20 protein-coding genes are annotated in these 26149 nt (G+C 49.8%); all 20 read right to left on the reverse strand.

Annotated elements, in window-relative coordinates; genetic code table 11:
- The 20 genes from NSQ73_RS20745 to NSQ73_RS20840 all read right to left on the reverse strand — a co-directional run bounded on the left by NSQ73_RS20745 (nucleotide 1) and on the right by NSQ73_RS20840 (nucleotide 26096).
- Nucleotides 1-498, reverse strand: coding sequence for a hypothetical protein (locus tag NSQ73_RS20745; RefSeq protein WP_340987949.1), 498 nt, complete (start codon nucleotides 496-498; stop codon nucleotides 1-3).
- A 161-nt stretch (nucleotides 499-659) separates the two neighbouring features.
- On the reverse strand, nucleotides 660-2372 hold the full coding sequence (locus tag NSQ73_RS20750; protein ID WP_081956463.1) for a S8 family serine peptidase: 1713 nt from the start codon (nucleotides 2370-2372) through the stop codon (nucleotides 660-662).
- A gap of 44 nt (nucleotides 2373-2416) precedes the next feature.
- Nucleotides 2417-2845: a hypothetical protein gene (locus NSQ73_RS20755; RefSeq protein WP_042234903.1), complete on the reverse strand. Its 429-nt coding sequence runs from the start codon at nucleotides 2843-2845 to the stop codon at nucleotides 2417-2419.
- A 137-nt stretch (nucleotides 2846-2982) separates the two neighbouring features.
- Nucleotides 2983-3705: a DUF4367 domain-containing protein gene (locus tag NSQ73_RS20760; protein WP_340987950.1), complete on the reverse strand. Its 723-nt coding sequence runs from the start codon at nucleotides 3703-3705 to the stop codon at nucleotides 2983-2985.
- Nucleotides 3698-4246, reverse strand: coding sequence for an RNA polymerase sigma factor (locus tag NSQ73_RS20765; RefSeq protein ID WP_340987951.1), 549 nt, complete (start codon nucleotides 4244-4246; stop codon nucleotides 3698-3700). Before NSQ73_RS20765 ends, NSQ73_RS20760 begins: the two co-directional genes overlap by 8 nt.
- Nucleotides 4247-4484: 238 nt before the next feature.
- Nucleotides 4485-6263: a glycoside hydrolase family 2 protein gene (locus tag NSQ73_RS20770; RefSeq protein ID WP_340987952.1), complete on the reverse strand. Its 1779-nt coding sequence runs from the start codon at nucleotides 6261-6263 to the stop codon at nucleotides 4485-4487.
- Between the two features lie 76 nt (nucleotides 6264-6339).
- Nucleotides 6340-7980 carry a response regulator gene (locus tag NSQ73_RS20775; RefSeq protein WP_340987953.1) on the reverse strand — a complete coding sequence of 547 codons (1641 nt, stop codon included), beginning with the start codon at nucleotides 7978-7980 and terminating at the stop codon, nucleotides 6340-6342.
- A complete protein-coding gene (locus tag NSQ73_RS20780) occupies nucleotides 7973-9784 on the reverse strand; it encodes a cache domain-containing sensor histidine kinase (RefSeq protein ID WP_340987954.1) in 1812 nt (603 codons plus the stop codon). Before NSQ73_RS20780 ends, NSQ73_RS20775 begins: the two co-directional genes overlap by 8 nt.
- 29 nt (nucleotides 9785-9813) lie before the next feature.
- Complete coding sequence (locus NSQ73_RS20785; protein ID WP_340987955.1) at nucleotides 9814-11136, reverse strand: ABC transporter substrate-binding protein; 1323 nt, start codon at nucleotides 11134-11136, stop codon at nucleotides 9814-9816.
- Between the two features lie 45 nt (nucleotides 11137-11181).
- Nucleotides 11182-12960, reverse strand: coding sequence for a family 43 glycosylhydrolase (locus NSQ73_RS20790; RefSeq protein ID WP_340987956.1), 1779 nt, complete (start codon nucleotides 12958-12960; stop codon nucleotides 11182-11184).
- 21 nt (nucleotides 12961-12981) lie between these two features.
- On the reverse strand, nucleotides 12982-13815 hold the full coding sequence (locus NSQ73_RS20795) for a carbohydrate ABC transporter permease (RefSeq protein ID WP_340987957.1): 834 nt from the start codon (nucleotides 13813-13815) through the stop codon (nucleotides 12982-12984).
- The gene (locus NSQ73_RS20800; RefSeq protein WP_340987959.1) at nucleotides 13816-14709 is read right to left on the reverse strand and encodes a carbohydrate ABC transporter permease; all 894 of its coding nucleotides are present in this window, start codon (nucleotides 14707-14709) and stop codon (nucleotides 13816-13818) included.
- Between the two features lie 93 nt (nucleotides 14710-14802).
- Nucleotides 14803-16107 carry an ABC transporter substrate-binding protein gene (locus tag NSQ73_RS20805; RefSeq protein WP_340987961.1) on the reverse strand — a complete coding sequence of 435 codons (1305 nt, stop codon included), beginning with the start codon at nucleotides 16105-16107 and terminating at the stop codon, nucleotides 14803-14805.
- 684 nt (nucleotides 16108-16791) lie between these two features.
- Nucleotides 16792-17811: a phosphotransferase enzyme family protein gene (locus NSQ73_RS20810; protein WP_340987963.1), complete on the reverse strand. Its 1020-nt coding sequence runs from the start codon at nucleotides 17809-17811 to the stop codon at nucleotides 16792-16794.
- A 146-nt stretch (nucleotides 17812-17957) separates the two neighbouring features.
- Nucleotides 17958-18230: a CD3324 family protein gene (locus tag NSQ73_RS20815; protein ID WP_039303164.1), complete on the reverse strand. Its 273-nt coding sequence runs from the start codon at nucleotides 18228-18230 to the stop codon at nucleotides 17958-17960.
- Between the two features lie 657 nt (nucleotides 18231-18887).
- A complete protein-coding gene (locus NSQ73_RS20820) occupies nucleotides 18888-20921 on the reverse strand; it encodes a methyl-accepting chemotaxis protein (RefSeq protein ID WP_340987966.1) in 2034 nt (677 codons plus the stop codon).
- 261 nt (nucleotides 20922-21182) lie between these two features.
- Nucleotides 21183-22211, reverse strand: a complete 1029-nt coding sequence (locus NSQ73_RS20825; RefSeq protein WP_340987968.1) for a bile acid:sodium symporter family protein — start codon at nucleotides 22209-22211, stop codon at nucleotides 21183-21185.
- Nucleotides 22212-22345: 134 nt separating this feature from the next.
- Nucleotides 22346-23356, reverse strand: coding sequence for an L-rhamnose/proton symporter RhaT (locus NSQ73_RS20830; protein WP_340987970.1), 1011 nt, complete (start codon nucleotides 23354-23356; stop codon nucleotides 22346-22348).
- Nucleotides 23357-23613: 257 nt separating this feature from the next.
- Entirely contained in the window at nucleotides 23614-24567 is a 954-nt protein-coding gene (locus NSQ73_RS20835) for a radical SAM protein (RefSeq protein ID WP_340987972.1), read from the reverse strand.
- Nucleotides 24568-24845: 278 nt separating this feature from the next.
- The gene (locus NSQ73_RS20840; RefSeq protein ID WP_340987973.1) at nucleotides 24846-26096 is read right to left on the reverse strand and encodes a stalk domain-containing protein; all 1251 of its coding nucleotides are present in this window, start codon (nucleotides 26094-26096) and stop codon (nucleotides 24846-24848) included.
- Nucleotides 26097-26149 lie beyond the last annotated feature (53 nt).

Here is a 26149-nt window from a genome sequence, read left to right on the forward strand (position 1 = left end):
TTAATATAATATTGTCGAAATTGCACCGGTCTGCGGGTTTAAGTAAAACTCCACATACATAGGATAATCCTTGCTGGTGCCGTCCTTAGTATTAACCAAAGTCCCACTCAGCCTAATTCCATAAGTCCGATTACCATCTAAAAAAGAGGCTGAGTAAATAGGGTTGTTATAACTATATCCAGATTTAGCATTTACCAATACCTTATCAATAGTGCTCCAGGTAAAGCGGTTTGTATAGGCATCAAAGTAATAATTTGCTTTCAACGTCACTTTGACATAGGCATCATCAGAATTCGTAACATCACTTAAAGATTGCGGAGTACGTTCATCGGGAAGCTCAATCGAAATTTCACTGTTCACAGCGTCAAACTGTGCTTCCACTGTAATGCCGTACGAATTATTATCCATAACATTTACTGGTGCTACTTCAGATGCAAACGCGCTGGTTGTCAAAGACAAGGATACAAACAAAGAAAGAACTGCGATCAACTTTTTCATAATTAACTCCTTCTTATTATAGAATTATTCACGAGCCTTACATTTAGTACGTCAAAATAAGAAAAAGGCGGCTCCCGCATGTTGCATCATCTCCTTTCCGGGTTGTATATGAACACTAAATTCCTTCAATAAAGAAAGTAATTCAGTGAATAACCTTCCAATTAATTTGATTCTCTTAAATAATTTGGTTCTGCATACAGAATATTGTTGGAATTATTTAGAGCAGTAATGGCTTTATCTGCTTCTTCCATGTTTGAAAGTTGAAGTACATAAGCATCAACAGAACTTAGGTAATCAATGAAATGAACTCCCGTGAGTAATTCTTCCTTTTCAAGCGTGTTTATGTACTCTTCCGCGTTAACTCCTGCAGCAAATTTGACAATAATTTGGTTTGTTTTCAGAGCTTCATCTGCCTTTTGCAGGTATGAGTCGATAGATGATTTAAGATTTTCCCCAAAAATATCACGCTTTTTATTCTCAAATCTGCGAGACTCCGTTCTGGGTTCTGCAGACATCATAGCCTTGAAAGCATTGACCATACCGCCACTGTGTACCTTATTTGAAAGTGAATCTACTAAAGTTACATTGTTCACATCTGTCACAATTTCCTTAACTTCAAGTGCTGTCAAGTAAGGTGCATTCCCCCAAACTAAACCGGATACCGCAGATACAACAGGAGCTGCCATTGAAGTTCCGCTATTATAAAGATATAACGAATTAGGAAAAGTGCTGATAATAGATTCACCCGGTGCAGCTATGTCGGTTGGTCCGCCATAATTAGAGAAAGCGGCTAAGTTCCCTTCCATATTTTGTGCAGCAACAACCAGTGAATTGTCATGATAATATGAGGCTGGATACTCCGGATAATCTGCCAGGTTACTCCCTGAATTCCCTGCTGCGATAACAAATAAAATATCATTAGCCTGGTACATTGCCTCCTGCTCAGTTACAGCCGGATTTGCTCCGCCAAAGCTGCAATTGATGATCCGGATGTCATTTGCTTTTGCATATTCTACCGCTTTGACAAAAGCAGCAATGGATCCGTTATACACACTGGTATCTGTCAGTCTGCTCCCAAGCACTTTAAGCGGTACTACTGAACCTTGCGAAGTAATACCTGCTATTCCCTGATTGTTGTTACTCTGAGCAGATATAATACCTGATACATGAGTACCATGACCCGCTCTGGCCGAAGAAGCAGAGGATTTCTCATTTTCTGGAAAGACATCCTTCATATCATGGGTAAAGTTATAAGCAAGGGACATATCCAACCGGTTAATTAAGTCCGGATGCTGATAATCAACCCCTGTGTCTGCCACACCAATAGTAATATTTGAACCTTTATAATTTTTCCATACTGGAATGATGTTAATATCTATTCCGTTCAGCGGGTTAAATAATGACCACTGCTCATTAAAGAACTCATCGTTAGGAGCAGGTAATTCTTCAATAGCTATTTCCAACTGATTGATAAATGCGCCTGGATGTATTGATGATACTTTTATAAAATAGTTTTTTTCTGCTAAACATGTATTAGCTAGCTTCAAAATATCTGAGCCTTCAACGGTTTCATTTTGCATAATGATTTTAGAACTGTGTGCGTCAAACAATGTTCCAGACAATCCACCTTCCCCTCGCACTGATATTTCATAACTGCCAGTCTGTTTGGGAATAAAAGAAAACCAGAGGTCCTCGCCAGAGTTCAAGGGGCCTCCTGTGTACAACATAGAAGATTCCAGTGTAATCGGATTCGAGATATCCACCTTTTGATACAAAGATTGACTCCCTGCAGAGTAAGAACTTACAGGTTGCGATACAAAAAGTAAGCATAGAGTCCATAAAGCAACAAAAGTTAAATACAATGCTTTCCTCATTTATTTCACCTCTGCCTATTTTCAATATCTTTCATTGCTTTTAGTTAATAATCGGCGTAATAGTACTGTACTGTACTCTCAGAAGTACCGTTTAGATAGGCTGTTGCATGAACTTCAATTCTATAGTTGTTGCCTTTAGCCACAGCCCATGTTTGAAACAAATTAAGATCGTTGCTATTGATGGAATTACTAAATGTCTTTAGTGTGGTCCATCCCCCATCTTTGTACTGCTGCAAGTTACAGACTATAGAGGTCTTGTCAGCTTGAAACGCAGTTAAATCTACATCCATCTCGGCGATACCACTACTGCTGATAAACAGCCTCAATGATACGTTGGTAATGATCTTAAATCTTTGAATCTGGTAATCCTGATCCAAATTACTCACAGTCGCATTGACTTCACCTGCATACATGTGCTGAGGAACCAGAAATAACATAAGCAGTGCAAAGAGTGCCATAAATCTATTTTTCATACAAATTCTACCTCTCCTCTCTTTTCTTCTCATATATAAAACTACAAACAAACACTATATCTTACACATTTTCCTAAAAAACATAAAAAACAGAAGAAGCTGTTGCTTCTTCTGTTTTTTATTATAGAAATAAATGTTTAGTTATGAATTTTAAGGCTTTCAGCCACTTTTCTTAATTCTTTTATATCTATTGAACCAACTAACTCAAACGAATAATTATGATTTTGCCATGACATAAAAATCTCGCCATTTTTTTCAACTGCGTAACCTTTCGTATGGCCAATAGTTATACTTGTAAAATTCGAGGTTTCATTATCTGCCACTGTTTTATCCCTTACATAGTTTTTCTGCTTAAAAACCAGCTTTTTATCTGTTTTATCTTGAAATATTATTTTAAAGGTACTTGAATTATTGGAACTACTTTCAAACCTGTAATTCAAGGGAATATAGTCCGGAAGATAGATATGATCCCACCCGTCTGGCAGTTTTTCAATTATTAAATCAGAATCCTCCTTAATAGCTTTCACTTCAACAAAATTAGGTTTCTCTGAGTAAAAAATATTATAAAAATCTATTTTAAATGCTTCTACATTATTTATAGACAATATGGTAATCAAGGAAAAAATCACTACCGCAACAGCAATAACTTTCAGATGCTTTGCCCATCTTTTTCTCACATGCCGAATCTTTTCTAATTGAATGTAAACATCTATTTTCCGTTCAAAACCATCAGAGAATTTGACATCACAACTTTTTTCAGTTTTTATTTTTAGCGCATCTGCTTCGTCGTATAAATATTCTGTTGCCGCATGTTCTATTATAAGATCAAAAAGTTCCTTTTTTAACTTTACGTTATCCATTTTTTAAACCCCGTTTCCCTAAAATATCAGCAAGGGCTTTTTTCGCACGATAAATTCTTACATCAACATTATTTATAGAGATACACAGAATCTCAGCGATCTCTTTACTGGAGTAACCATAAACGTACCGGAGCAGAAACGGTGCTTCTAATTCAACTTTTAATTTACTTATTGCTTCGACTATTTCCTTATATTGATGGTTAGATATAACTGCTTCTTCCAAATTGAAATGTTCTTCTATATCCTCATCAATCTCTTGAAAAAATAACGTTTTATTTCTCTTTTCATTAGATAACATTGTAAGGGATATATTCTTAACAATGATCACCATGAAACCAATAGTTTCCTTCTCATTATTCTCATTTATTTTATCCAGATTCTTAAATATTCTAATAAAAGCTTCACTTGTAGCATCTTCGGCTAAGTTTTGCCTTTTTAGGATATCAAAAGCACACTTATATAATAGATATCTATATTTCGTATATAAATTTTCAAACTTCAATTTTTCTTTACTCTTAAAAGAGGGTAATACTTGAAACATAATATTAGCTCCTTATTAAGATTATCAAAAATAGATTATTATTAATAATTCTACATAATTTTAACAGCACTTAATATGATCTATGTACTAATATTTGGTATATCGTAATCAATCAAGACTTAGTTGCTATACAAAATTTCTAATAAACAAAAAGATGCCTCCCGTATGAGATTCCATATCGGAAAGCATCTTTCTCGTGTCTGTCATAATTTTCACCAGTACGCATTACGACTAAAGCCTATTTCCCCTCATTAATCGCGCGGATCAGCTCCAGCGGGAGCTTCGGTACGCGGTCATACGTCAGCAGGCCGTTGATCTCCTGCTCCACATCCGTGAGCTGAGTATAGCAATACCCCTGCACGACCCCGGACAACAGCAGCGGCTGTATCACCGCCCGCAGACGCGCGGCGAAGTCTTCGTCGTTCTCTGCGCCGGAGTAGCCCCAGCCGTCCCAGTCGCTTTTTTTGTAGCCGACGCCGCCGAATTCTGTGATGAGAATCGGCTGGTCCGCATACGGGAAGCCTTCTACCGCCAGCTTGCGGTTGCCCGGCAGGCCGCTGATAGCCTGCTCCACGGAGGAATAGCGCTGCTCAAGCACCTCGCGCCGCCACTCGTAATCGTGGATGTTGAACAGATCTGTGGTGACCAGCTCCCAGCCGTCATTGGAGACAACCGGCCGCGTCCCGTCCAGCGACTTGGTTAGGTGGTACATCGCTTGGGCATGCTGCTGCTGCTGTTTGTCGGCAGCGATGTTCGGCACGCCCCAGCTCTCGTTGAGCGGAACCCAAACCACAATCGAAGGATGGTTGTAATCCCGTTCGATGCTCTCCTGCCATTCCTGGGTGAAGCGGCGGACATACTCTTCCGAGTATTCATAGGCATTAGCCGCTTCGCCCCAGACAAGTAAGCCCAGCTGGTCACACCAGTACAGGTAACGCGGGTCCTCCAGCTTCTGGTGCTTGCGCGCACCGTTGAAGCCCAGCTCCTTGGTCAGCTCGACATCGCGGCGGATCGCCTCATCACTGGGCGGTGTCAGGTTGCCGTCCGGGAAATACCCCTGATCCAGCACCAGCTTCATGAAATAAGGGCGGTTGTTGAGGCAGAGTCTGCCGCTTTCGACCGAGATTTTGCGCATACCGAAATAACTGGTTACCTTATCCAGCACCTTCCCGCCATCCAGCAGGGTAAAAGTGACATCATAGAGATTCGGCTGCTCCGGCGACCACCAGTGCCCGTGCCCATGGTCATTGAAATCACTGAGGGTAATGCTCCGGGACTCTTCCGGGCTGCGCACAGAGTATACGTCACTTGAAATCGGCTGGCCTTCAAACGTGATCTCCACCTGAAGTTTCAGGGAATCACTGTTCAGCTCTCCATTACTGGTCAGCGCACCTTTAATGAAGGAGCGGATTTCGATACTTTTGTGGTCAATATCCGGCGTCAGCTTCACCTTGCCGAGATAGACGGACGATACCGCCTCCATCCACACCGTCTGCCAGATCCCCGTTGTCCGGGTATAGAAAATGCTGGCCGAATCGCTTTTCCAGTATTGCTTGCCCCTAGGCAAAGTCACGTCCTTGCTGTAATCCACAGCTTTGACCACCAGAATATTAGGCTGGCCTGCTGGCGCCAGTGCGGCGCTAATCCCGGCATGGAACGGCGTATGCCCGCCCTCATGCTTCGCCACCAGGATCCCGTTGAGCCAGACGGAGGCTTCGTAATCCACAGCGCCGAAATGCAGCAGAATCTCTTGGTCTACAAAACTCTCCGGAATCTCCAGCTCCCGCCGGTACCAGACGATGTCATGAAATCCGGGATCGCCGATTCCGCTCAGGCTGCTCTGAAAAGCAAACGGAACCTGTATCCGCCGGGCCAGCGGTTTATTTCCCAGATGCCACTGTTCCCGGCTGCCTACATTGTCATCATCGAAAGCAAACTCCCACTCCCCGTTCAAATTCACCCAATTATCGCGTACAAATTGCGGACGCGGATATTCCGCACGTTGCTGATTCGTCATTATTTCATCCTCCAGTTTCCCGTGTGATTAGATTTCATGCGATCCGGCCTTGCTACAGTCTTATTAGTCCTTACTGTCACTCACGGCCATCCATAGAAGCTGCCTGTACGTTACGAGTGCTGTCCCTGTATTCTTTGGGCGAGAGACCGCAGCAGTTCTTGAACACCCGGTTGAAATGGCGCACATTGCCAAAGCCCGTCTCCTCAGCGATCCTGCTGATTTTGTCATCTGTGAAGGCCAGCTTCTTGCGGGCCTCTTCCATCCGGATATGCGTCAGGAACTCGATAAAAGTGACGCCGGTCCTCTGCTTGAACAGATTGCTGAAATACGCCGGGTTCAAATACACCTCGTCCGCCACTTCCTTAAGGCTTAGCGGATGATCATAATGCTGCGTAATATAGCGTTGGGCGGCGGCAACCGGATCGAGATCCTTCACCTCTCTGGACTTCGCAATACAACCCGTCAGATTAAGCAGCAATCCGCGGCATTTCTCGGCCAGCTCCTGCCGCGAAGACAGGCTGCACACATCGAACAGCACCTTGCGGATATCCTTTGACCCCAGCCAGGATTCGGTAACATTAAGCTCTTCGGATAATTCGTAGTAGTACAGCAGCAGCTTGCAGATTTGCTGATGAATGCTCTCCGGCGATTCTGCCATACTGCACAGCTCTTCAATCATATGTTCAACAATCGGGCCGATACTGGCCACTCTGCCCCCGGTAATCGACTTCTCCAGCATCTCCCATGACCATTTCAAGGGTCCGCTTCCGGAATGGGGGCGCTCTGTCATTTTGGCATAATCGAGCAGCTTGTCACCGCCTTCTATCAACCGGTATAGGAGGGCAATTCCGGCTTCATTATAAGCTTTCGGAATACCCGGCAGCCCTTCCGCCGGATTACTGACCCCGATGGTTACCGTCAGGTTGGACAACGAGCGGATCTGCCTGCGGATCAGGTCGCCCAGAGCTCCCGGGGCCGATAAGGTATGCTGCGGCTCAGCTATGTTCAGCAAAGCCACCACCTCGGTATCCGACAGCACGAAGCTTATGCCTGTAGCATGGCGGTCAATCATTTCCTGGACTACCTGCTGGATATACAGGAGGAACAGGGAGGCATCGCCCCGCTGATAACGCTCCTTCTCCACCGAATGCTTATCCAGCTTGATCACCATGCAGATGAAGTAGGGATGCCCGAAGGCAAAACCCATCTCCCGCAGCAGCTGCAGGTCGCTGTCTTCTGTTTTGCCCTTCAGCAGACTCTCGATCAGATGACCGGCCACATGCCGCTTCAGCACAGGCTGGACCTGCCACGGTTCATCTTTGCGCGCCGGAAGCGCCTTGCGCTCAGCCAGTTCCCGCCCCAGTCTCTCCAGCACACGCCCCAGCTCCTGGCGTTCGACCGGCTTCATCAGATAATCCTTCGCTCCCTGGCGCATCGACTGCTGCACATAGGCGAACTCGTCATAGCCGCTGACCACGACGGTCATCAGATCCTTGAACCGCCCCCCGGCCATCTGCTGCAGCTGAATCCCGTCCATCCGCGGCATGCGGATATCAGTGAGCAGCACTTCAGGCGACAGCTCGGCCAGCTTGTCAAGCGCATCATAGCCGTCAGCGGCTTCACCGACCACCTCCCAGTTCCCCTCCAGGCTGGTGATCATTTTACGCAGACCTTTGCGGAAGACAGATTCATCGTCAACAATCAGTATTTTAGGCAACTCCGTCATCCTCCCTTGCTCTGCCCTGATGGGTAATAACCGGCAGCTTGAGCACTGCCTTGAAACCCTGATAAGGCATACTCTCCAGCGAAAGACCATATTCATCGCCATAATGCAGCACAATCCGGCGGTGAACATTCAGCAGACCGTTGCCTGAGCGTCCTCCCAGCTCCTGCGTATTCCGCAGATGCAGCCGGAGCGCCTCAAGCGCCTCCGCATTCATGCCGATGCCGTCATCCTCGATAGTGATTCTAAGCACCTGACTGCTGCTGTCCGCGGTCAGCGAAATGCGGCCCCGGCCAACACCTTTGTCCAGTGCATGATTGATTGCATTCTCCACCAGCGGCTGGATCATCAGCGGAATGACCTCACAATCCAGCAGCGAAGGTTCGATGGTCATCGTGAAGTGAATGCGTTCTTCATAGCGCATCTGCTGGATTGTCATATACCCGCTGACATGGTCCAGCTCATCCTGAAGCGTCACATGCTCCTTGCGTCCGCTGAGGCTGTAGCGCAGCAGCTTGCTGAGATTGTTGGACATTGCAATAATCTCCGGACTTCCCTCAAGCTCAGCGTACATGCTGATGGAGCCCAGTGTATTGTACAGAAAATGCGGATTGATCTTGCTCTGCAGCGCGGCAATCTGCGCATCCTTCTCCCGGATCTCTGTCTCATAGAGCAGATACCCCAGCTCGCTGAGCTTGGCAAGCATGCCGTTAAATGAATGGCCCAGCATTCCTACCTCGTCCGTACCGCTCACCGGAAAAGCCCTGCTGAGATCACCGCGCTCGACACTGCGCATCAGCCGGCTCAGCTTGCGCAGCGGCTGGGTGATCCGGTAGGCGATAAACACATACAGCAGCAGGGCCAGACCTACAGAGATGATGCCAATGAGAATAATGTAGGTGCGCAGAACCTCGGTATCTTTCATCAGACTGGAGACCGGTACAACGCCCACCGTGGTCCAGCCTGTCACTTCAGAAGTTACGTGGGCCATCAGCAGCCCTTCGCCCTCTGACTTCACATGACTTACCCCTTCACTGGCATTATCCGGAGACAGGGAAGGCGCTGCCTGCGGCAGTCCATGATCCTTACCGATGACCAGTTTGCCGGAGTCATCCGTAATGTACAGCAGCTCCTTGGCGTCCAGCTTTACTTTGGACAGAATCTCACTGATGAACTTGGGGTCCACATCAATGACGATGTACCCGAGGGTCACCCCGTCATCGAAGCTGCGCAGCTCCCGCACAATGGAGAACGCCTGATACACATTTCCGCCGCTTGAGCTTAAGTCATGTGTAGCAACATACACAGGCTGCCCGTAGTGACCCTTGAACTTATTCAGCCAGCTGACATTTTCATCGAGCTTATAGGTCGTCACATACTGGCTCTCCGGCATGACCACATACGAGGCACCGCCGGTGCCGTATAATGAGACACCCAGAATATCTACCCGGCCGTTTAAAAACACCTGAGTGACGAAGCTGTTCAGTCCGCTAATCTCATCCAGTGTCAGAGGTTCGCCAGGAGCACGCTTGGTTGCAAGATAGTCGGTAACCTTGGGATACTGATAGGGCATCACGGTCAGCCGGTTCAGCTCATTCATATAGGTGTCGATATTCAGGGTAAGCTGCTTCAGCGTCTGAAGCTGATAATCGCCAACCTTGCGCTCTGTTGTTTCGGTGAAGCGTGCGAAGGCGAAATAGCCCATCAGCCCCAGCGGCAGCACAATGAATACCACATTGATAAGAATAAGCTTGCGCGCGAGCGCCAGATTCCTGAACCAGCCGCGAAATGATTTCAACCGCATTCTCCCCTTTGATCCCCTTACAGTCATTTCTTCAGCTGAAGGTTAATGCTGTCCACCGCATTTTGCAGAGCCTGCTCCGGGCTTTGCTCCTTGTAGATCATTTTCTCAAACTGCCGGATAATCTCTTCATTAATACTCCACTGCTTCACATTTCTCGGCCAGTAGGCTACGGAGTTGGCGGTATTGGCATAATCACTGCGGAACTTCAGTGCAGCATAAGCTTCGCTCTCCACGACCCTCCGGGAACTCGGCACATGTCCTGCTTCCGCCCACATCACTCCATGCTCCACCGCCCAGCGGGCAAAAATCATAGCAGCATTACGCTTCTCCGCACTCATCTCACTTTTGGCCGGAATAGCCAGCGTATGAGAATCTCCCCAGACCGCCGGATGATCGTAGATGACCGGAACCGGCACCACGCCCAGCTCCAGGTTCTCATCCTGCTCAAAAGCGCCGGTTCCCCACACACCCGTAATCAGCATAGCGGCCTCCCCGTCATAGAACAGCTTGAAGGCATCATTAATATCCGGCGGAATCAGCTCCTGCTGATACAGGCTGTTCACGAACTCCAGTGCCTGAAGCGATTCCTTGTTGTTAAAGACAGCCTGCGTACCTTCCGGATTATAAAAGACACCACCGCCCTGCATCTGATTGTACAGGCTCCACCACAGCCACACGGAATCAATACGTGTGCTGGGCAGAGCCAGCGGAGCCACACCGGGCGGTAACTCTGCCTTCAACTGCTGCAGGAACTCCGTAAATCCCTGCTCTCCTTTGCCGATCAGCGGTTTGTCCCCGGCATCCAGCAGCCCTGCTTCTTTTAAAAACTTCTTATTGTAATAGAGCACTAACGTATGCGTATCCAGGGGTACAGCATAATGGGCACCGCCGTAGACCGTGGACTCAGCGATTCTAGTATTGAACTGGCCCCAGTCCAGCCCGGTATCCGCAGCGAGTCCGTCAAGCGGCTCAATATAACCGTTCTGTACGAATTGCGGCAGATTGGTAGCATGGATAATCGCCAGATCCGGTGCATTGCCGGACAGAATAGCCGTACGCAGCCGCGAATAATAATCATCAAGCCGGGAATTGATCTGATCGATCCGGATATCCCCGTGCTCCCGGTTGAATTGCTGCACAAGTTCGGTCATGAAAATGTTATCTCCGCCGCTGAATGGAGTCCAATACTCCAGAGTTACCGGCTCAGCGGCAGACTGTGGGGATTCCTCTGCCCCGTCTGTACCGCAGCCGCCCATCACCAGCACCAGAAGCATAGCCAGCAGCAGAATTGAAAGCGTAATCAGTTTGTTCCGTTTGTGTCCGCTAAAGCGTCCCGTATCTCTCATATGATTAAGCCCCCGTCATGCATGCAATCTATGAATCTACCCGGCTTATTCACTCTTCTGCCATATATCCATATAATCTATACCGAAGCTGCCTTGTCTGTCAAAAAGAATAATTTCATTCGCACCGCCCTGTAATTCCAGCTCCAGCTCCATGAAGGATAATTGGTTTCGTTCCTGAGATTCCAGGGTCGATACGATCGTAGAATCCCCGTTCACCGCCACCTCCAGCTTCGCGTCCGGCGAAGCATTAAGAACAGCTACGGAGATAGTGTAGGCCCCGCTTCGCGGAACATGAATATTGCTAAAGCGCAGCGCTGCATCGCTTCCGCTGAGGTTTGCCGCTGCCCCGCCTGAGGCATACGGGTTATCCTCCGCATCAGCATCCCCCTCCATCGCCTGGGCTTCACCTTCATACCGGGGAATTTCTATGGCCTTCAGTTCAGCTGCGCTTCCCTCCGGCAGCTCAAAGGCTACTGTATTCATCCCGGCTGTGAACGGTATGCTCAGATAGGCGTATCCGGTCTGGCCTTCATCGGTAGAGGGCATCTGAAGTGTGAACGGTGAACCACCGTTCACTGAGACTGACGCCTCCGCTTGCACTTCACCCGGATTCACATAATGCACCAGCACCGGGGTATCGCTATTCACCGTGGACGGCAGGGACGGGAACTCCAGCCGGTTCCCGCTGCGGATGGCATTCTCAGCCTCGAATACTCCCATTCCAGCGGGAACCTCAAGCGCCGTGCTCAGCGCCAGCGGCTTCCCGAACACAGGTTGGCCGCCATCGTCCCAGTTGACCGGCTGGGCCCGTGCTTTGCGGTTGTTCCAGCCGTCCGCCGCTCCAGTAGTCGCGTGATAGACAATCCACTGCTCGCTGCCATCCGGCGACACCGTAAACGAGTTATGCCCCGGCCCGTACACTCCGGAGGCTTCATCCATCGCCAGCAGCGGCTGCTCCGGCTTGGTCCAGTCTGCCGCCTCCAGCGGATTCCCGCCGGGCTTCAGGGCCAGCAGGCCCAGACTGTAATATGGAGTCCAACTGCCCGCGCCGGAATAGACAATGAAGACGCGGCCGTCATGATGAAGGACCGACTGGCCTTCATTGATGTACGGCGGGCCTCCGGCCTGCTCCCACGGAAGCAGCGGCTCGCTGAGCAGCACCCTCGGTCCGCTGATCGTCAGCGGATCACTCATCGGCGCAATATAGGTGTTCTGCGCAGCGTTCACTTCGCCTTCCCAGCCCGACCAGACGAAATACAGCTCATCATCCACTTCCATCACCAGCCCGTCGATCGCCCATTTGTTGGTGTCGTCGGTGACTTGCCCCTTGAAGGTATAATCGCCCAGCGGATCACCGCTGTCCCCCTGCAGCACATTCATCCGGTGATTCTCGTTATTTCCATCATCTGCGGCAAAATAGATATACCAGCTGCCCCGGATGTACTGGAGCTCGGGCGCCCAGAGATTCGCCGAGTAGGCGGTCTCCGCCGGCGGATACCATACCACTCTCCGCTCGGCCTGGCGGAAATCCAGGGTACGGGACTTCATCAGCATAATATCCGTTCCGTTATGGGTGAAGGTCATGTAATAATATCCATCCTTGTAGATTACGCTCGGATCAGGCGTATCGATCCCGGCAAGTGTGTTCTTAAACGTTCCGCCATGCCCGTTATAGACTTCATCCGTCCCGCTATTATTGTGCTGCAGCACCAAATATGCACCTCCCGCCAGTATAAGTAACAGAACCGCCGCAAGGGAGTAGATTATTCTACGTGATTTCTTACCTGTCCATGCCTTGTGCGGACTATCAGGTTTCATACTCATCCGCATCCCTCCTATCACCCGTTATTTCACACCCGAGCTCGTAATCGCCTTAACGAACGACTTCTGGCCGACAATGAAGATCATCAGCACCGGGAGCGCCGCGATGGTGGTCATGGCCATTAATTTGCCGTAACTCTGGGTGTAGCTTCCGGTGGCCATCATGGCAATCCCTGCAGTGATCGTCCGCATCTCCGGCGAGGTGGTCGCATACAGCGGCCAGACAAAGTCATTATAGATTCCCATGAAGGTGAAGATCCCCAGCGTCATCATGATCGACACTGCGGAAGGCAGCAATATCCTGGCATACAGATTCCATTTGTTCACACCGTCGATCCGGGCCGCCTCTTCGATTTCTTTCGGGAAGGAGACAAAGAACTGATACAGCAGGAACACGCCGAACGCCCCGGCTGTAGCCGGCAGAATCAGCGCCTGATACGTGTTGATCAGCCCCAGCGTATTGAACTCAATATACATCGGCAGAAAGGTCAGCACGCTGGGGATCATCAGCGAGGCAATGAACATGGACAGCAGCGTGCGGCGCAGCGGCAGATCCGGCAGCCGGGCCAGGGCAAACGCCGCCATGGAATCGATCAGCAGCACGATAGCTGTGCCCACGATACCTACAGACAGGGAATTGATGATCCAGCGCAGAATCGGTGTATTCATCAGCTCCCCGCTAAGCCCTTGAACGAAATTATCAAGCGTGGGCTTCTGCGGGAAGAAGTTCATCCGCCCGGAGAGGGCTTCGAAGTCATTTTTGAACGCAGTGGACAGCATCCACACGAGCGGCAACAGCACGAACAGTGCAATCAGAATGGCCAGCAGCAGCAGGCCGGTTTTTTTGGCTTTTCCCATTTATACCTTCTCCTTCCGGTTCGTAAGACGGAACTGCACGATGGACACCATCATGATCAGCAGCGCCATCAGAATCGCCATTGCGGAAGCTGAGCCGATATCCTTGCGCACGAATGCCTGGTCCAGCACATTGATCAGCAGCACCTTGGTGGTGTCTCCCGGCCCTCCGCGCGTCAGCAGAAACGGCTGGGCATAAATGTTGAAGGACGCGATCGTTGAGGTAATCATCACGAACAGCATCACCGGGCGGATCGAAGGCAGTGTAATCGACACAAACCTGCTCCACGCGCCCGCCCCGTCAATAGCAGCAGCCTCGTAATAATCCTCAGGCACCTCATTGAGTGCATTTACAAAAATAATCATATTGAACCCGATCGTCCACCAGAGCGTCGTGAACACCAGCGCAATCCACACCCAAGGCGTAGCCGTCAGCCACGGAATGCCAGTCAGGCCCAGCTTTTGCAGCAGACTGTTAATGAATCCGGCATTGGTATCGAACATCATCAGCCAGATCACGGCCATAACCGAAGCCGACAAGGCATAAGGCAGGAAATAGAACGTCCGGAACAGCCCCCGGAGCTTCGCCGGCAGTGCATTGACCAGCATCGCCATTCCCAGCCCCACAACGATCAGCAGCGGCACGGAGTACAGGACAAACTGGAAAGTCGTCCACAGCCCGCGGAAGAAGATACTGTTCTCATAAGTCCCCGGGGTAAAAATCGTTATATAATTCCGCAGTCCCACAAAGGGATGCGCGGCAGACAGCAGCTCAAAGTCCTGCAGGCTGATCACAACACCGTACAGGATCGGAAACAGCAGAAACAATCCGAAGGCTGCAAGATAGGGCAGTATGAACAGAAATGAGGTGAAGCGGGAAGTCCATGTGCTTTTCAAAAGAGATTCCTCCATTCCTTCGTATAGGGAAAAGCGGGAAGCGATTCGCGCTCCCCGCTTTTGCTTACCGAAAAATCCACTTCATCATGAGCGCTATTTCATCGCCTGACGGGATTTGGCTACAGCATCATCCATGGCCTGCTGCGGTGATTTTTTGCCGAGAATGGCATTGCTCAGCTCGCTCCACACCGGCTCAACAATGGTGCCCCAGTTCAGCACATTCGGTGCAAACTGTACGGAGGAGAAGCTCTGGGATACGGTACTCTGGAACTCCATAGCCTTGAATTCTGCACTGTCCATAACGGTTTTGGAAGCTACCGCCTGACCGGATTCAGCCCAGTCCAGTGAGTTGCCGGATACATATTTCAGGAAATCACCGATGCCGGCCAGTGTGTTGCTGTCAGTTACAGCCTTCGGAACCACAAAGCCATGTGAGCCTGCATAAATGGCCTGCTTTGCTTTGCCGATCTGCGGCATAACGGCTACGCCATAATTGAGTCCGGCTTCATCAAACTGCGATTTCATCCACGGTCCGTTGAACTGAATCGCATTCTTGCCCTGCAGGAACAGCGTATTCTCGCCATCCTGCTGCACATTGGCCGGGGAGATGCCCTTGTCGACCTTATCGCGCAGCCACTGCACCATTTCTACCGCTTCCGGAGAATTGTAAGCTACGTCCGTTCCGTTCCACAGCTCTCCGCCATTCTGCCAGACTAGCGACGGGAAGATGAACTGCTGCGGCCAGAGGGTAGGCACTACATATCCGTAGACTCCCTTGGATTTATCCGTCAGCTTCTCCACTGCCGCGTCGAATTCAGCACGGTTTGTTGGCGGGGCAGTGACTCCTGCTTTCTCGAACAGATCCTTGTTGTAGTACATCACCACCGGGTGAATGTCGAGTGGAATGGTGTACAGCTTGCTGTCAATGGTGGCGTACTTCACTGGGGCTTCGGCAAAATCAGCAGAATTAATTCCGGCAGTTGCCGCCAACTCATCCACAGACTGCAGCTGATCCTTGCTCTGGTAGGTCGGCACCTGATCCACGTGCATAATCATCAGGTCCGGCCGTTCCTTACCGGTGCTGAGCGCTACATCCAGCTGCTTGTAATACTCACCATTGGGCTGGATCACGAAATTCACTTTGTATTTATCCTGGGAGTTGTTGTATTTATCTACGATTTTCTTCATGAACGGGCCATCCGAGCCGGAGAACGGTGACCAGAACAGAAGCTCTGTCTTCTTGCCGCCGCTGCTGCCTTCTCCCTGCGTCTCCTTGCCGCTGTTACCGGCATTTGCGCTGTTGTTCTTCGCATTGTTCCCGCCGCAGGCGGCTACTACCATTGCCAGCATCATAACCATCAGTAATAGTGATGTTACTTTTTGCATGGATCGTTTCATCTGTGTACTCCCCTTTTACCCGTGATTCAAAGACGACTGCTCTTTGATGTCTTTATGTTACCTCCCCGGGGGATCGCAAAAAATGTCCTCAGTCTAGGATCAATGGACATATTTACAGATTGGCGGGCACGCTGCCGGGGTCTAACGTATGAATTCAACGCTCATGGGGTCCGAATCCATCGGCGGCTCCCGGAGAATAAAATCGCCCTGATGGCACAATTCCTCCACCCTATTCCCTCGCTGCGACACATTGTATTCGGTTTTTCGCATACATTAGGCTCGGTTACCTTCGCAGCGACACATTGTATTCGGTTTTCCGCATACAATTGGCTCGTTTGCCCTCGCTGCGACACATTGTATTCGGTTTTTCGCATACATTAGGCTCGGTTACCTTCGCGGTGACACATTGTATTCGGTTTTTCACATGCATTGGGCTCGGTTACCCTCGCTGCGACACATTGCTTTTACAGCTCATTTCCTCCATAACTCACTGCTGGAATCTCATCAAACATCGCATAATTTTCCGGCATAATTTCTTAAACCACACAATAAAACGGTTGATCAGATACCTCCTAATACATCAAAAAAACTGCCCCACCGGCATAATCACCAGGGAACAGCTGATATTGAAGAAGCAGACCGCACAGGGCTCTGCTATTTATTAAGTACAACTGGACGCTGCCCTCACTCTATCACGAAGGGTTCGATGCGTCTGAACAAAAAACGCTCACCCTGCAGATATTCTCTCAGATAAGCCAGTGCATACGGCTGTTCTTCCCGCAGACCGGGGATTTCATCCGGATTAGAGATGTGATGGCTGTAATTTCCGATCATGATCATAACGAAGAAGCATTCCAGCTTCCGTTCATAATCCGGCTCCAGCTCCCTGACACTGCTATAGCCCTGGATCAGGCTGCCGCGCTGTGCCGGGGAGAGCTCCATCAGTGCGGGCGCCATATCATAGAGGAAATATCCGTATCCGCAGCGGCCGAAATCGATCGCACGCGGCTCGCCTTGGTCAAAAACAACATTTCCGCTATGTAAATCTCCGTGAATCAAGCCGTAAATGGAAGGGTCAGGCTGCATGGCTTCGAGATCAGTCCGTATTTTTGCGGCAGCAGCCTGATAGAGCTTCCATTGTTCCTCCGTTACCATTACCGCGTGATGCTCCTCCAGCTTGCTCCACTCCAGCTTGAAGCTGTCTGCTCCCCATACCGGGCGGGTGAAGCCGTCAGACGGAACGAACAGTGTATCCGCTTCGTGCATACCGGCCAGCATTTTACCCATCCTGAAGACATGATCATCCGTCAGATTGACCTCTACGGGCTCCCCTTCCACCCAGTGCATCACCGTTGCCCAGGCAAGCCGCCGCTCTTCGCTTCCAGTCTCCAGGATATAGCCGCCGGAGCTGGCCAATCCTTGCGGGACCACAAAACCCGCCGTCTGATTGAGATACCGGGTCCATTCCAGCTCCGACAGGATCTCCTCCCGGCTGAAGCGCTCACCATGAATTCGCAGCAGAAAGCTGCCGGAATTTTCTGTCTCAATCCGGAAGGTGACGCTATCCGACATCCCGATAAGCTCAATCCTGTTCCATTCCAGATCATACTCTGCCAATGCCCTGAGTGCTATATTCCTGCCCGATCTCCAGAGGGACCGAGAGGGCTCACCCGTAATTCCGCTCCATAAACTATGTTCCGTCATCTTCCTGCCTCCCGCATATGTATGTCTGTAATTATATGGGCGGCTCACCGGAAGGACATAGATAATAAACAGCTGCAATTCATTTTTTGCACAAAAAAAGAAAGAGTCCTGTTCGACTCCTTCTCTCATTTCAATATAAGTGCAGCTCATATCTGCTTGCTTCCATATACAATCTTCTTGATGCTGTCACCCGACAGGCAAAATTGCTCGGCGAGCTCAGTTACGCTTAGGCCTCTGGCATAATGGTCACGAATGGACTGGTTCCGGGCCGTCAGATAGGTTCTGCCGCCTGAGTTCTCCCCCCACCGTTTCCGTTGTCCCTCGGGCTTGGGGATGTAGAGCATCCCGCCCTGCATATATTTCTGTACTTCCTGCAGCAGCTGCTGCGGTAATACCAGATCTGCATTTACATATTTCATATAGCTCCGCTCCTTTAAAGTAGTGAACTTGTAAAGGCAGCAAAGTCTATAGAACAGACCATTTTATGCGGCAAATCGTTGCAGCGGAGACTTGCTATCAGCTCTACACAACAACCACTGCCATGTCGTCCATAGACTTTGCGTAGAGCTGAACATTAATCTTCTCATGAAGCGTCCTCCTTCCATTATCTGACTTGGATTATATTTAATATAGCATACTTGAACCTCAATTTTCCTGCAAAAAACTCCTGAATCCTGCCTAAACGATGAGCGGTGCCTCGAGTAATTATTAATAGCTTGGGGACATTTCTGACAGATTGTTTTTAAGTAGGATCAATGTGAGCACTTGGGTGGACGCTGCGCGAACGGCCCGTTGTACCAATCGCTGTGCTCGTAAGAATTTTATTCGTTTCCCTTAGCGGTGGAAATCGGAAGACCAAGGTGAACGCTAACGATTTTCCGCAGGTCAGTCCGTCCTCTCCGCTGTTTAAGCGGGATACGAATTTCAATCTTAACGGATGCGCGGCACCAACAAAAAAAGGGACCCCGCCAGCGTCCGGCGGGGTCTAAGTTATATTAAAGGGGGGTTATGTGATTAATATATACCCCGAAGCTTAAAATCAGATGAAGCGCGGGTAAAAATCTGCTGAAACCGGCTTAGATTTTGAACTTCTCTACCAGGACCTGCATCTCCTTGGCGCTCTGCGTATTCTCATCAGCCATGGTGGCCTCATGGAAGGTCTTCTCCACAATATCCGCCGTCTTCTCGGCGATATCCTGCACACCAATCGCGCCCTCGTTCACGGTAGCCGCCACTTCATTGACGGCGATGGCGATGCTGGACACCGTTTCGTTCAGGTGATCGGCTGCCTCCTCGAACTGGTTCATCAGCTCATTAATCGTTGAAGCATCGCTGTTATACTGCTGGCTGACTTCGTTCAGCCGCTCATAATCGCCCAGCACATTCTGATCAATGAACGTCAGCATGGCCTCGGAATGTTCAATCATCTGCTCTACGGAGTTGTAGACATTCTTGACGACGCCCTGGATGCCTGCCGCAGTCTCCGATGACTTCTCGGCCAGCTTGCGGATTTCACCCGCTACAACAGCGAATCCACGGCCGGCATCCCCTGCCCGTGCAGCTTCAATTGCCGCATTGAGTGCCAGCAGATTCGTCTGGCTTGTAATGGAGAGAATCGTATCCGCCAGCACATTGATCTCGTTGATGGCTCCCGATTGCTCTATAGCTTTCTGCATCTCACCACGGACCGAGCCGTAGATCTGTTTGGCATTCTCGGTTGAAGTTACCGCATCATGCTGAAGCGCCAATGCACGCTCCGTAATTTGCCCGGATACACCGGATCCTTCTTTTACCCGGGTGGAGATCATTCTGACATTATTCTCGATCTCATGAATGGCCGCTGTCATCTCCTGGGTAGATGCTGCCGTTTCTTCCATACCTGCGGACAGCTGCTCCGTAGTGGCTGAATTATCATGCGCATTCTCTCTGACGTCGATGGACAGCTTCTCCAGCGTTTCCGCATTGTCCAGCACTTTCGAGGAAATCGAGATCAGGCTTCCGGCCATCTCACGCAGTACGGCGCGGGTATGGAACATCGCTTTGGCAATGGTGCCTGTCTCATCTTTATTTTTAGTTAAATATTCATACTGGTTGTCATACTTCAGATCCAGCTCCGCAGTGCGGTTAATCAGCTGGGTAAGCTTGATAATCGGTGAGGAGATACGGGTAGCTACAGTAACCCCAATCAACAGCGTAAGCAGCAGACTTCCCAGTCCGAGCAATAAAATGTAGTTCGTCATTTCGTCCACAGGCAGCATGATCTCCTCCAGATCTCCGGTCAGCACCAGGGTCCAGTGGGTCTCAGGAAGAACGGTGAATGCCGCTTTTTTCTCAGCGCCCTCATACGTGTATTGCACCGTTCCATCCGGTACGGTCTCGCCCACCTTCACACGCTCCACGACCGCTTTGATTGATTCATTCTCAACCACTGAACCAATCTTCGTTTCATCCGGATGGTAGAGGATATTGCCGGTTTCGTCCACCAGATAGGCGTAAGATGAAGGCGCATTAGTCACCTTGGCATCGGCCAAATATTTAATAATACTGTTAGCATTAACAGCCGAAGCGACGAAACCAATCATCTTGCCCCCGCTCTTCACAGGATGGACAAAGGCTAATACGTAGGCTCCGGTAGATTTAGATTTCAAGGTCTCACTTACAACAGCTTCACCTGTCTTGAATACATTCTTCGTGTAGTTTCTTTCGCTGAAATCGGTGCCGACCAGCTTGGTGTCACTGTCAGCTACCGCAATTCCCTTCATATCAGCCACAAACATATGCTCCAGGTTGCCTGCATCTTTGACTAAGCCCTGAAGCTTCACATTCACTTCATTCTGCAGCGCATCCCCGTTAGAAAGTTCGCCGTTTCCGGCCTGAAGCAGCAGTTCCGCGATCTCGCTTTCACCTGCAACGAGCTGCATGCTGCGCTTTTCTTTATCGATCATTGCTGCAATCGTTTGCGCTTTGTTGGTGTTCACCTGTGCCATAGAAGATTCAGTCAGATTCATGATGGTGCCAGTGGACTTGCTGTACGTAAAAATCCCCATTAATGCTGTAGAAATTAGTGTAACGACAATCATCATAACCGATAGCTTCATACGAATCTTCATAGTTTTCTACACCCTTCCGCCTCTATCTAATCCACTAGTACCTAAACAGCTAAAAACTGTAACATTTATTACAATTACTATCGGATTTCCCACAGAAATAATTAATATTTCTAGACGAATTTTCGGAAATAATATCGCATTTTGTCGAATCATAGTGAAATATAACTATTTTTATTTATATTCAACCTGAAAAACCCGCAATTCCCCAGCCGCAGACAGCGGCACTCAAAATGGGGGGAAATGCGGGATTGCCGGGATATCCTATAACGAAATGCGGCTCTTGGCCGGTGTGGCCTTTGGTCCTTCTGGAGTCAGGGCTTCCGCCTGGTGCAGACGTTTCACTTGGCTACGGATGAACATGCCGGAGCAGGCAGCCAGAATCTGCTGGAACAGCATGCCGGAAATCACAGGCAGGGCGACGGCCGGCGGGAAGTATTTCACTGCCAGTACTGCACCTGCACTCAGATTGCGCATACCGGAATTGAACTGAACGGCGACGGTATTCTCATAATCCCAGCGGAAACGGCGTGAGACTACAGCACCGATGACATAACCCAGTAAGACTGTAACGAAGGTAACGGCAATAATCAGGGCCAGCTTGCCATCCGGATGCTTCAGATACCGGGCAATGCTGGCGCCATTAATCGATACAACGATGAACAGGCCAACTTTGACAAACGGCGCCAGCGGCGGTCCGCAGACTGCCGTAACCTTGCCTTTGCTGAACTGATTGAGCAGCATCCCCGCTACGGACGGCAGCACCACCATGTAGAGCAGTCCCCGCATCATCTCCCCAATCTCAATCTGCACACTCGCCCCCATCAGCAGATACAGCGTGCCGGGTACAACCAGCGGCGAGAGCAGTGTATCGATCAGGATCAGCGCCAGCGTAAGAGCAACATTCCCGCCATGCATCGACACCCAGACCACACTGACCACACCGGTCGGAATGGCGAACAGCAGCACATACCCTGTAACTGTATACGGATCTCCCGGGAAAAAGGCCATCGCTGCCAGCCAGCCGATCAGCGGCATCACAATATGCAGAATAATCAGCAGGATGATCAGCTTCTGCGGTTTAGCCAACACTGCCAGCAAGTCACGGAAATTAGATTTCAGACTGCCGATCAGCGTCATAAAAGCAAAGATCCACGGCACCAGCCAGGTAAACGGCAGCAGCGCCGCCTCGTTAAGCACACCAACCACAATGGCTGTAGGTGTGAGCAGCGGCATTATTTTCTCAAGCACAACATTGGAAGATATTAATCCGCGTCTTATTGCACTAAGCATGTTGTATCCCTCTATGTATGGCGGGCCACACATTCCTTCTCTGCAGATTTCTTGGTCTTGGTTAACACTCTAATGAAATCATAACAGAACCAAGCCGCCCGGAAGAGTGGAAAATTGCCAATTTGCGGAATATCCTACGCCATGCTGTTGGCGATCCCCACCACAACCCAGGACAGAATCAATATTACATTCCCCCATAGCAGCAGCTTCTTGGGAGCTGCGAAACCTTTCCACTCTCCGTCCTTAAGTCCCCAGGCATTGCTGATGATCAGCGACAATCCGTTGAAGGCAAGCCAGCCCACGACGGAGCCTAGCGGACCGAGTAATGCGGTTGCCTTGGCATAGACACCGAGTGCCAGGAACCACACCGCAGCGGTTAACAGTGCCTTACCATAGGCCGGGCCTGCACCTTTGGCAAAATAATCCTTATAGGTCCGGTTCTTGATTAACAGGATAAAAGCATACGCGAAGTTAGCGATGAAGCCGCCGGACAGCGTAATTACCCAGGAAATAAGATTTGCACTAATCCTGGCTGTTCCATCGGCAACGGCAATATCAGCCGCCTGACTCGCATAGGAGAAGCCGATATTCATCGCAGCAGAGCCTAGTCCGGCAGCTGAAGCGATAATCAGGCCTTTGGTCAGGTTGCTGCCGGAGCTTGTCCCTTGGCCGGAAGCGGTGATAATCTTTTCTTTGAGCAGGCCGGCCTTGGTAATCACGGCAACGCCAGCCAGCATAATTGCTGTGCCGGTCAGCAGTACCGTAAATGAGCCAGCAGCCGGGATATTGCCGAAGATGAACAGCGGAATCAGCGAACCTAGCGATGCTGAAATCCCCATATTCACACCGTAGGTCAGCGAGACACCGATGGAATCAATCGCTTTGCCAAACATAATCGAGCTGATGCCCCACAGGAAACCGCAGAAGGAAGCCGTCCACAGCACATCAGCAGGCGTCTGCCGGATATAGCTGAAGAAGTTGGGCACTTCAATCCATGTCCAGACTACCGGAATAATTAATATCCCTACCAGCGAGAAAATCGTCCAGAACGCTTCCCAGGAGAACGGCTGGTATTTCTTCATCCCCAGCCCGAAGCTGCCTTGGAAGCAGCAGGCCAGCAGCAATAGTAAAAACCCGTAAATCATGATGAAATCCTCCCAGTCCATATGTGTTATCTCTATTTCTATAGTAATGAAGCAGAAGGTTTCTGCATTGTTATACAGTTCATGCTGATGATTATACATGAAAGTTTTCATTCATAGTTGAAATAAAGTCAGAAATATCTGTCATTCAAAGTCATTACCAGCAAAAAGCAGGACCACAGCGGTTGGGCTGCAATCCTGCCTGATATAATGCGTTATATCAATATCGGCTCATAATCTCTTCTGCTGCAGCGTCCGGACTATACCCCTTGCGGGAAAAGCGCATCAAGCGCCGGGCAAGGCCGCTTCTCCAGATACTTTTCGAGCGGTGCAGGCATGTTGCTGTACAGATCCTTCAGCGAGGTGCCGCTGTAAATATTGCCGATAATAACCGGGTGGCATAGCTCGGAGATCAGAATATCGCCATTGCCGTGCAGGTGAAGCTGCTTCATGCCCTCAATGCAGTGCGGGAAGTAGACACCCGGCTGTTCCTCGAAGCCCATAGCCTCCATGAACCGGTCCATACATGTGAAATAGAGGGTGGTATCCGCCGGTTTACGGGCAATCAGCTCGTTCACGGCATTCTTCAGCTGTTCCCGGGCCGCGATCGCTTTCCAGCCGGTATGCCCCATAATAATGCTGTTCTGGATCTCATGCGTTCTTACGCCCATGGAATAGACATGATCGCTGATCTCGCGCATATTGTCCTGCGTTTCGTTGAACAGCAGCGTTTCCAGGACCACATTTACCTTTGTTTTGGCGAACATGGTGATGTTCTCTCTGATTTTGTTATAAACGCTTGTGTGGATATTGTAGTAAGCAGAGAATGCTTCGGCAGTAGTGAAATTGAAGGATATATGTATCGTAGTCAGTCCTGCATCCACCAGCTGCCCGATCCGCTCTTCATTCAGCAGGCTGCCGTTCGAGTTCAGCTGGGTCTGAATCCCGCGGGAGGTGCAGTAAGCCACAATGTCCACGCAATCCTGGAACTTCAGCGTCACCTCACCGCCCGAGAGGCGCACACGCTTCAGATTCGGCAGCTCCTCCAGAATGCGGATAACCTCCTTGCCGTTAATGCTCTGTCCATCATTTCTATTGTAAGCGCAGCAGTAATCGCAGCGGAAATTGCAGTTCGAGGTAACCCCGACTTCCAGACCCTCCAGCTCATAAGTCATCGGTTTATCCAGTTCCAGTGCTTTGTATTTCGTACTCATGCTCTATAGTCCTCCTATATTTAGAATCGTCAATTTAAAGGTCAACCTTTAAAATTATACAGGGTTGCCCGTCAGGTTAATGTGACATTTGATATCGCCAGCCCGAATATACAAGATGCTGCATAACAAACAGAAACCTGGGGAGGATCCATATAATGAAAGATATATACTCAAATATTCATCAAAAAGACTGCCGCGTGGTCAATATCACCATACGGCAGTCTCTCTTCAGCCAGATTTAATTATAGCTATCAATGCATGAATACTTGCTGCACATTCTACAATTCTACCGATTCTCCCATTCTGCTGAACACCGGCTGGCCAATGAGACCCAGACGCCAGATGGCAATTCCTTTGAGGCCGTAACGTTTGGCCAGGCCAATCTTCGCGTTAACGGAGGAATCATTCTCGCTGAACACTGAAATGCCGAGAATCAGCTTGTCTTTGCTGACCTGCTGCAGGGCCAGCCGGATACCTTCATCCACTTTATCCATCGGCTCCGGCCCCTTCTCACCCTCGTAGGCATAGGCCATAATGACCAGATCGTCAGCGAGCGAAGCCAGAGTCTTGTAATCATAGCCTTTGTAGGAGCTGTTGAGCGGATGCAGAATCACCGTCAGCTTCAGACTGGCAGCGCGTGCGGCCACGGAGAGATTTTTGACAAAAGCATTATACTGGCTCTGCACAAGCGTCTTATCTCCGGTCAAGCCCAGTCCTTCCAGATCCAGTCCAATGCCCTGGAATCCCTTCTGCGAGGCCAGGTCCACGATGCTGGCGATGGTCTGCTGCTGCAGCTGCGGGTCCGCCAGATTCTTGCTCAGTTCTAGAGCTGAGTCACTGGAGTAAACCATCAGATACGGGGCTGTACCTCCCGCTGCTGCATTCTGGACAATGGATTCCGGCGTTACCTCTCCTGCAGCCTCCGGCCACCAGAAATCCTTACCGGTTGTGGTGAATTGTCCGGTAGGGTCAATCCGGCTCCAGCCAAAGGCTACCGCATCAAAGCTTGGAATCAGCGACACTTCGCTGTAGGCCTTCTGAGCATAGAATCCTAAAGTGTACAGATCCCGCTTGGGCGATGTAATGGATACGGTCTTGGAAGCCTGGTTCCAGGAAGCAACCGCTCCAAACTGCTGGCTGAAGAACTTGAGCGGAATCATCGTCGTCCCGCGGATATTCTGCGGCGCTACATCAAGCTTCACTACGGTTCCGTTCACGGATGCATTTTTACTGCCCAGGGTCAGGATAACTTTTGCCGGAGCTGCTTCAGCAGCGGACTTCTGTGTCGCGGTAATCTGGCGGGCCGCCTGGTTCCATTCCACCCCAATGCCCAGTGCCTCAGAAATCGCACGGAAAGGTACCATTGTCGTTCCGCTCATGACTACCGGTTCTACCGGAAAGGGCAGCGGATAGCCGTCCAGCAGAATACTGACACCGCCTGGTGCCGCCTGTGCAGCACTTGCAGGGAGTGCCGAGTAGCTACCCAGTGAGATCGCTGCGCATAATACTATTTTAGCCAGATGCTTCATTAATAAGTTCCCCATTCTCTTATAGATAGATTATGAATCTCTCAATCTTACAT

It is taken from the genome of Paenibacillus sp. FSL R10-2736, from assembly GCF_038000245.1.
GTDB lineage: Bacteria > Bacillota > Bacilli > Paenibacillales > Paenibacillaceae > Paenibacillus_AQ > Paenibacillus_AQ phytohabitans.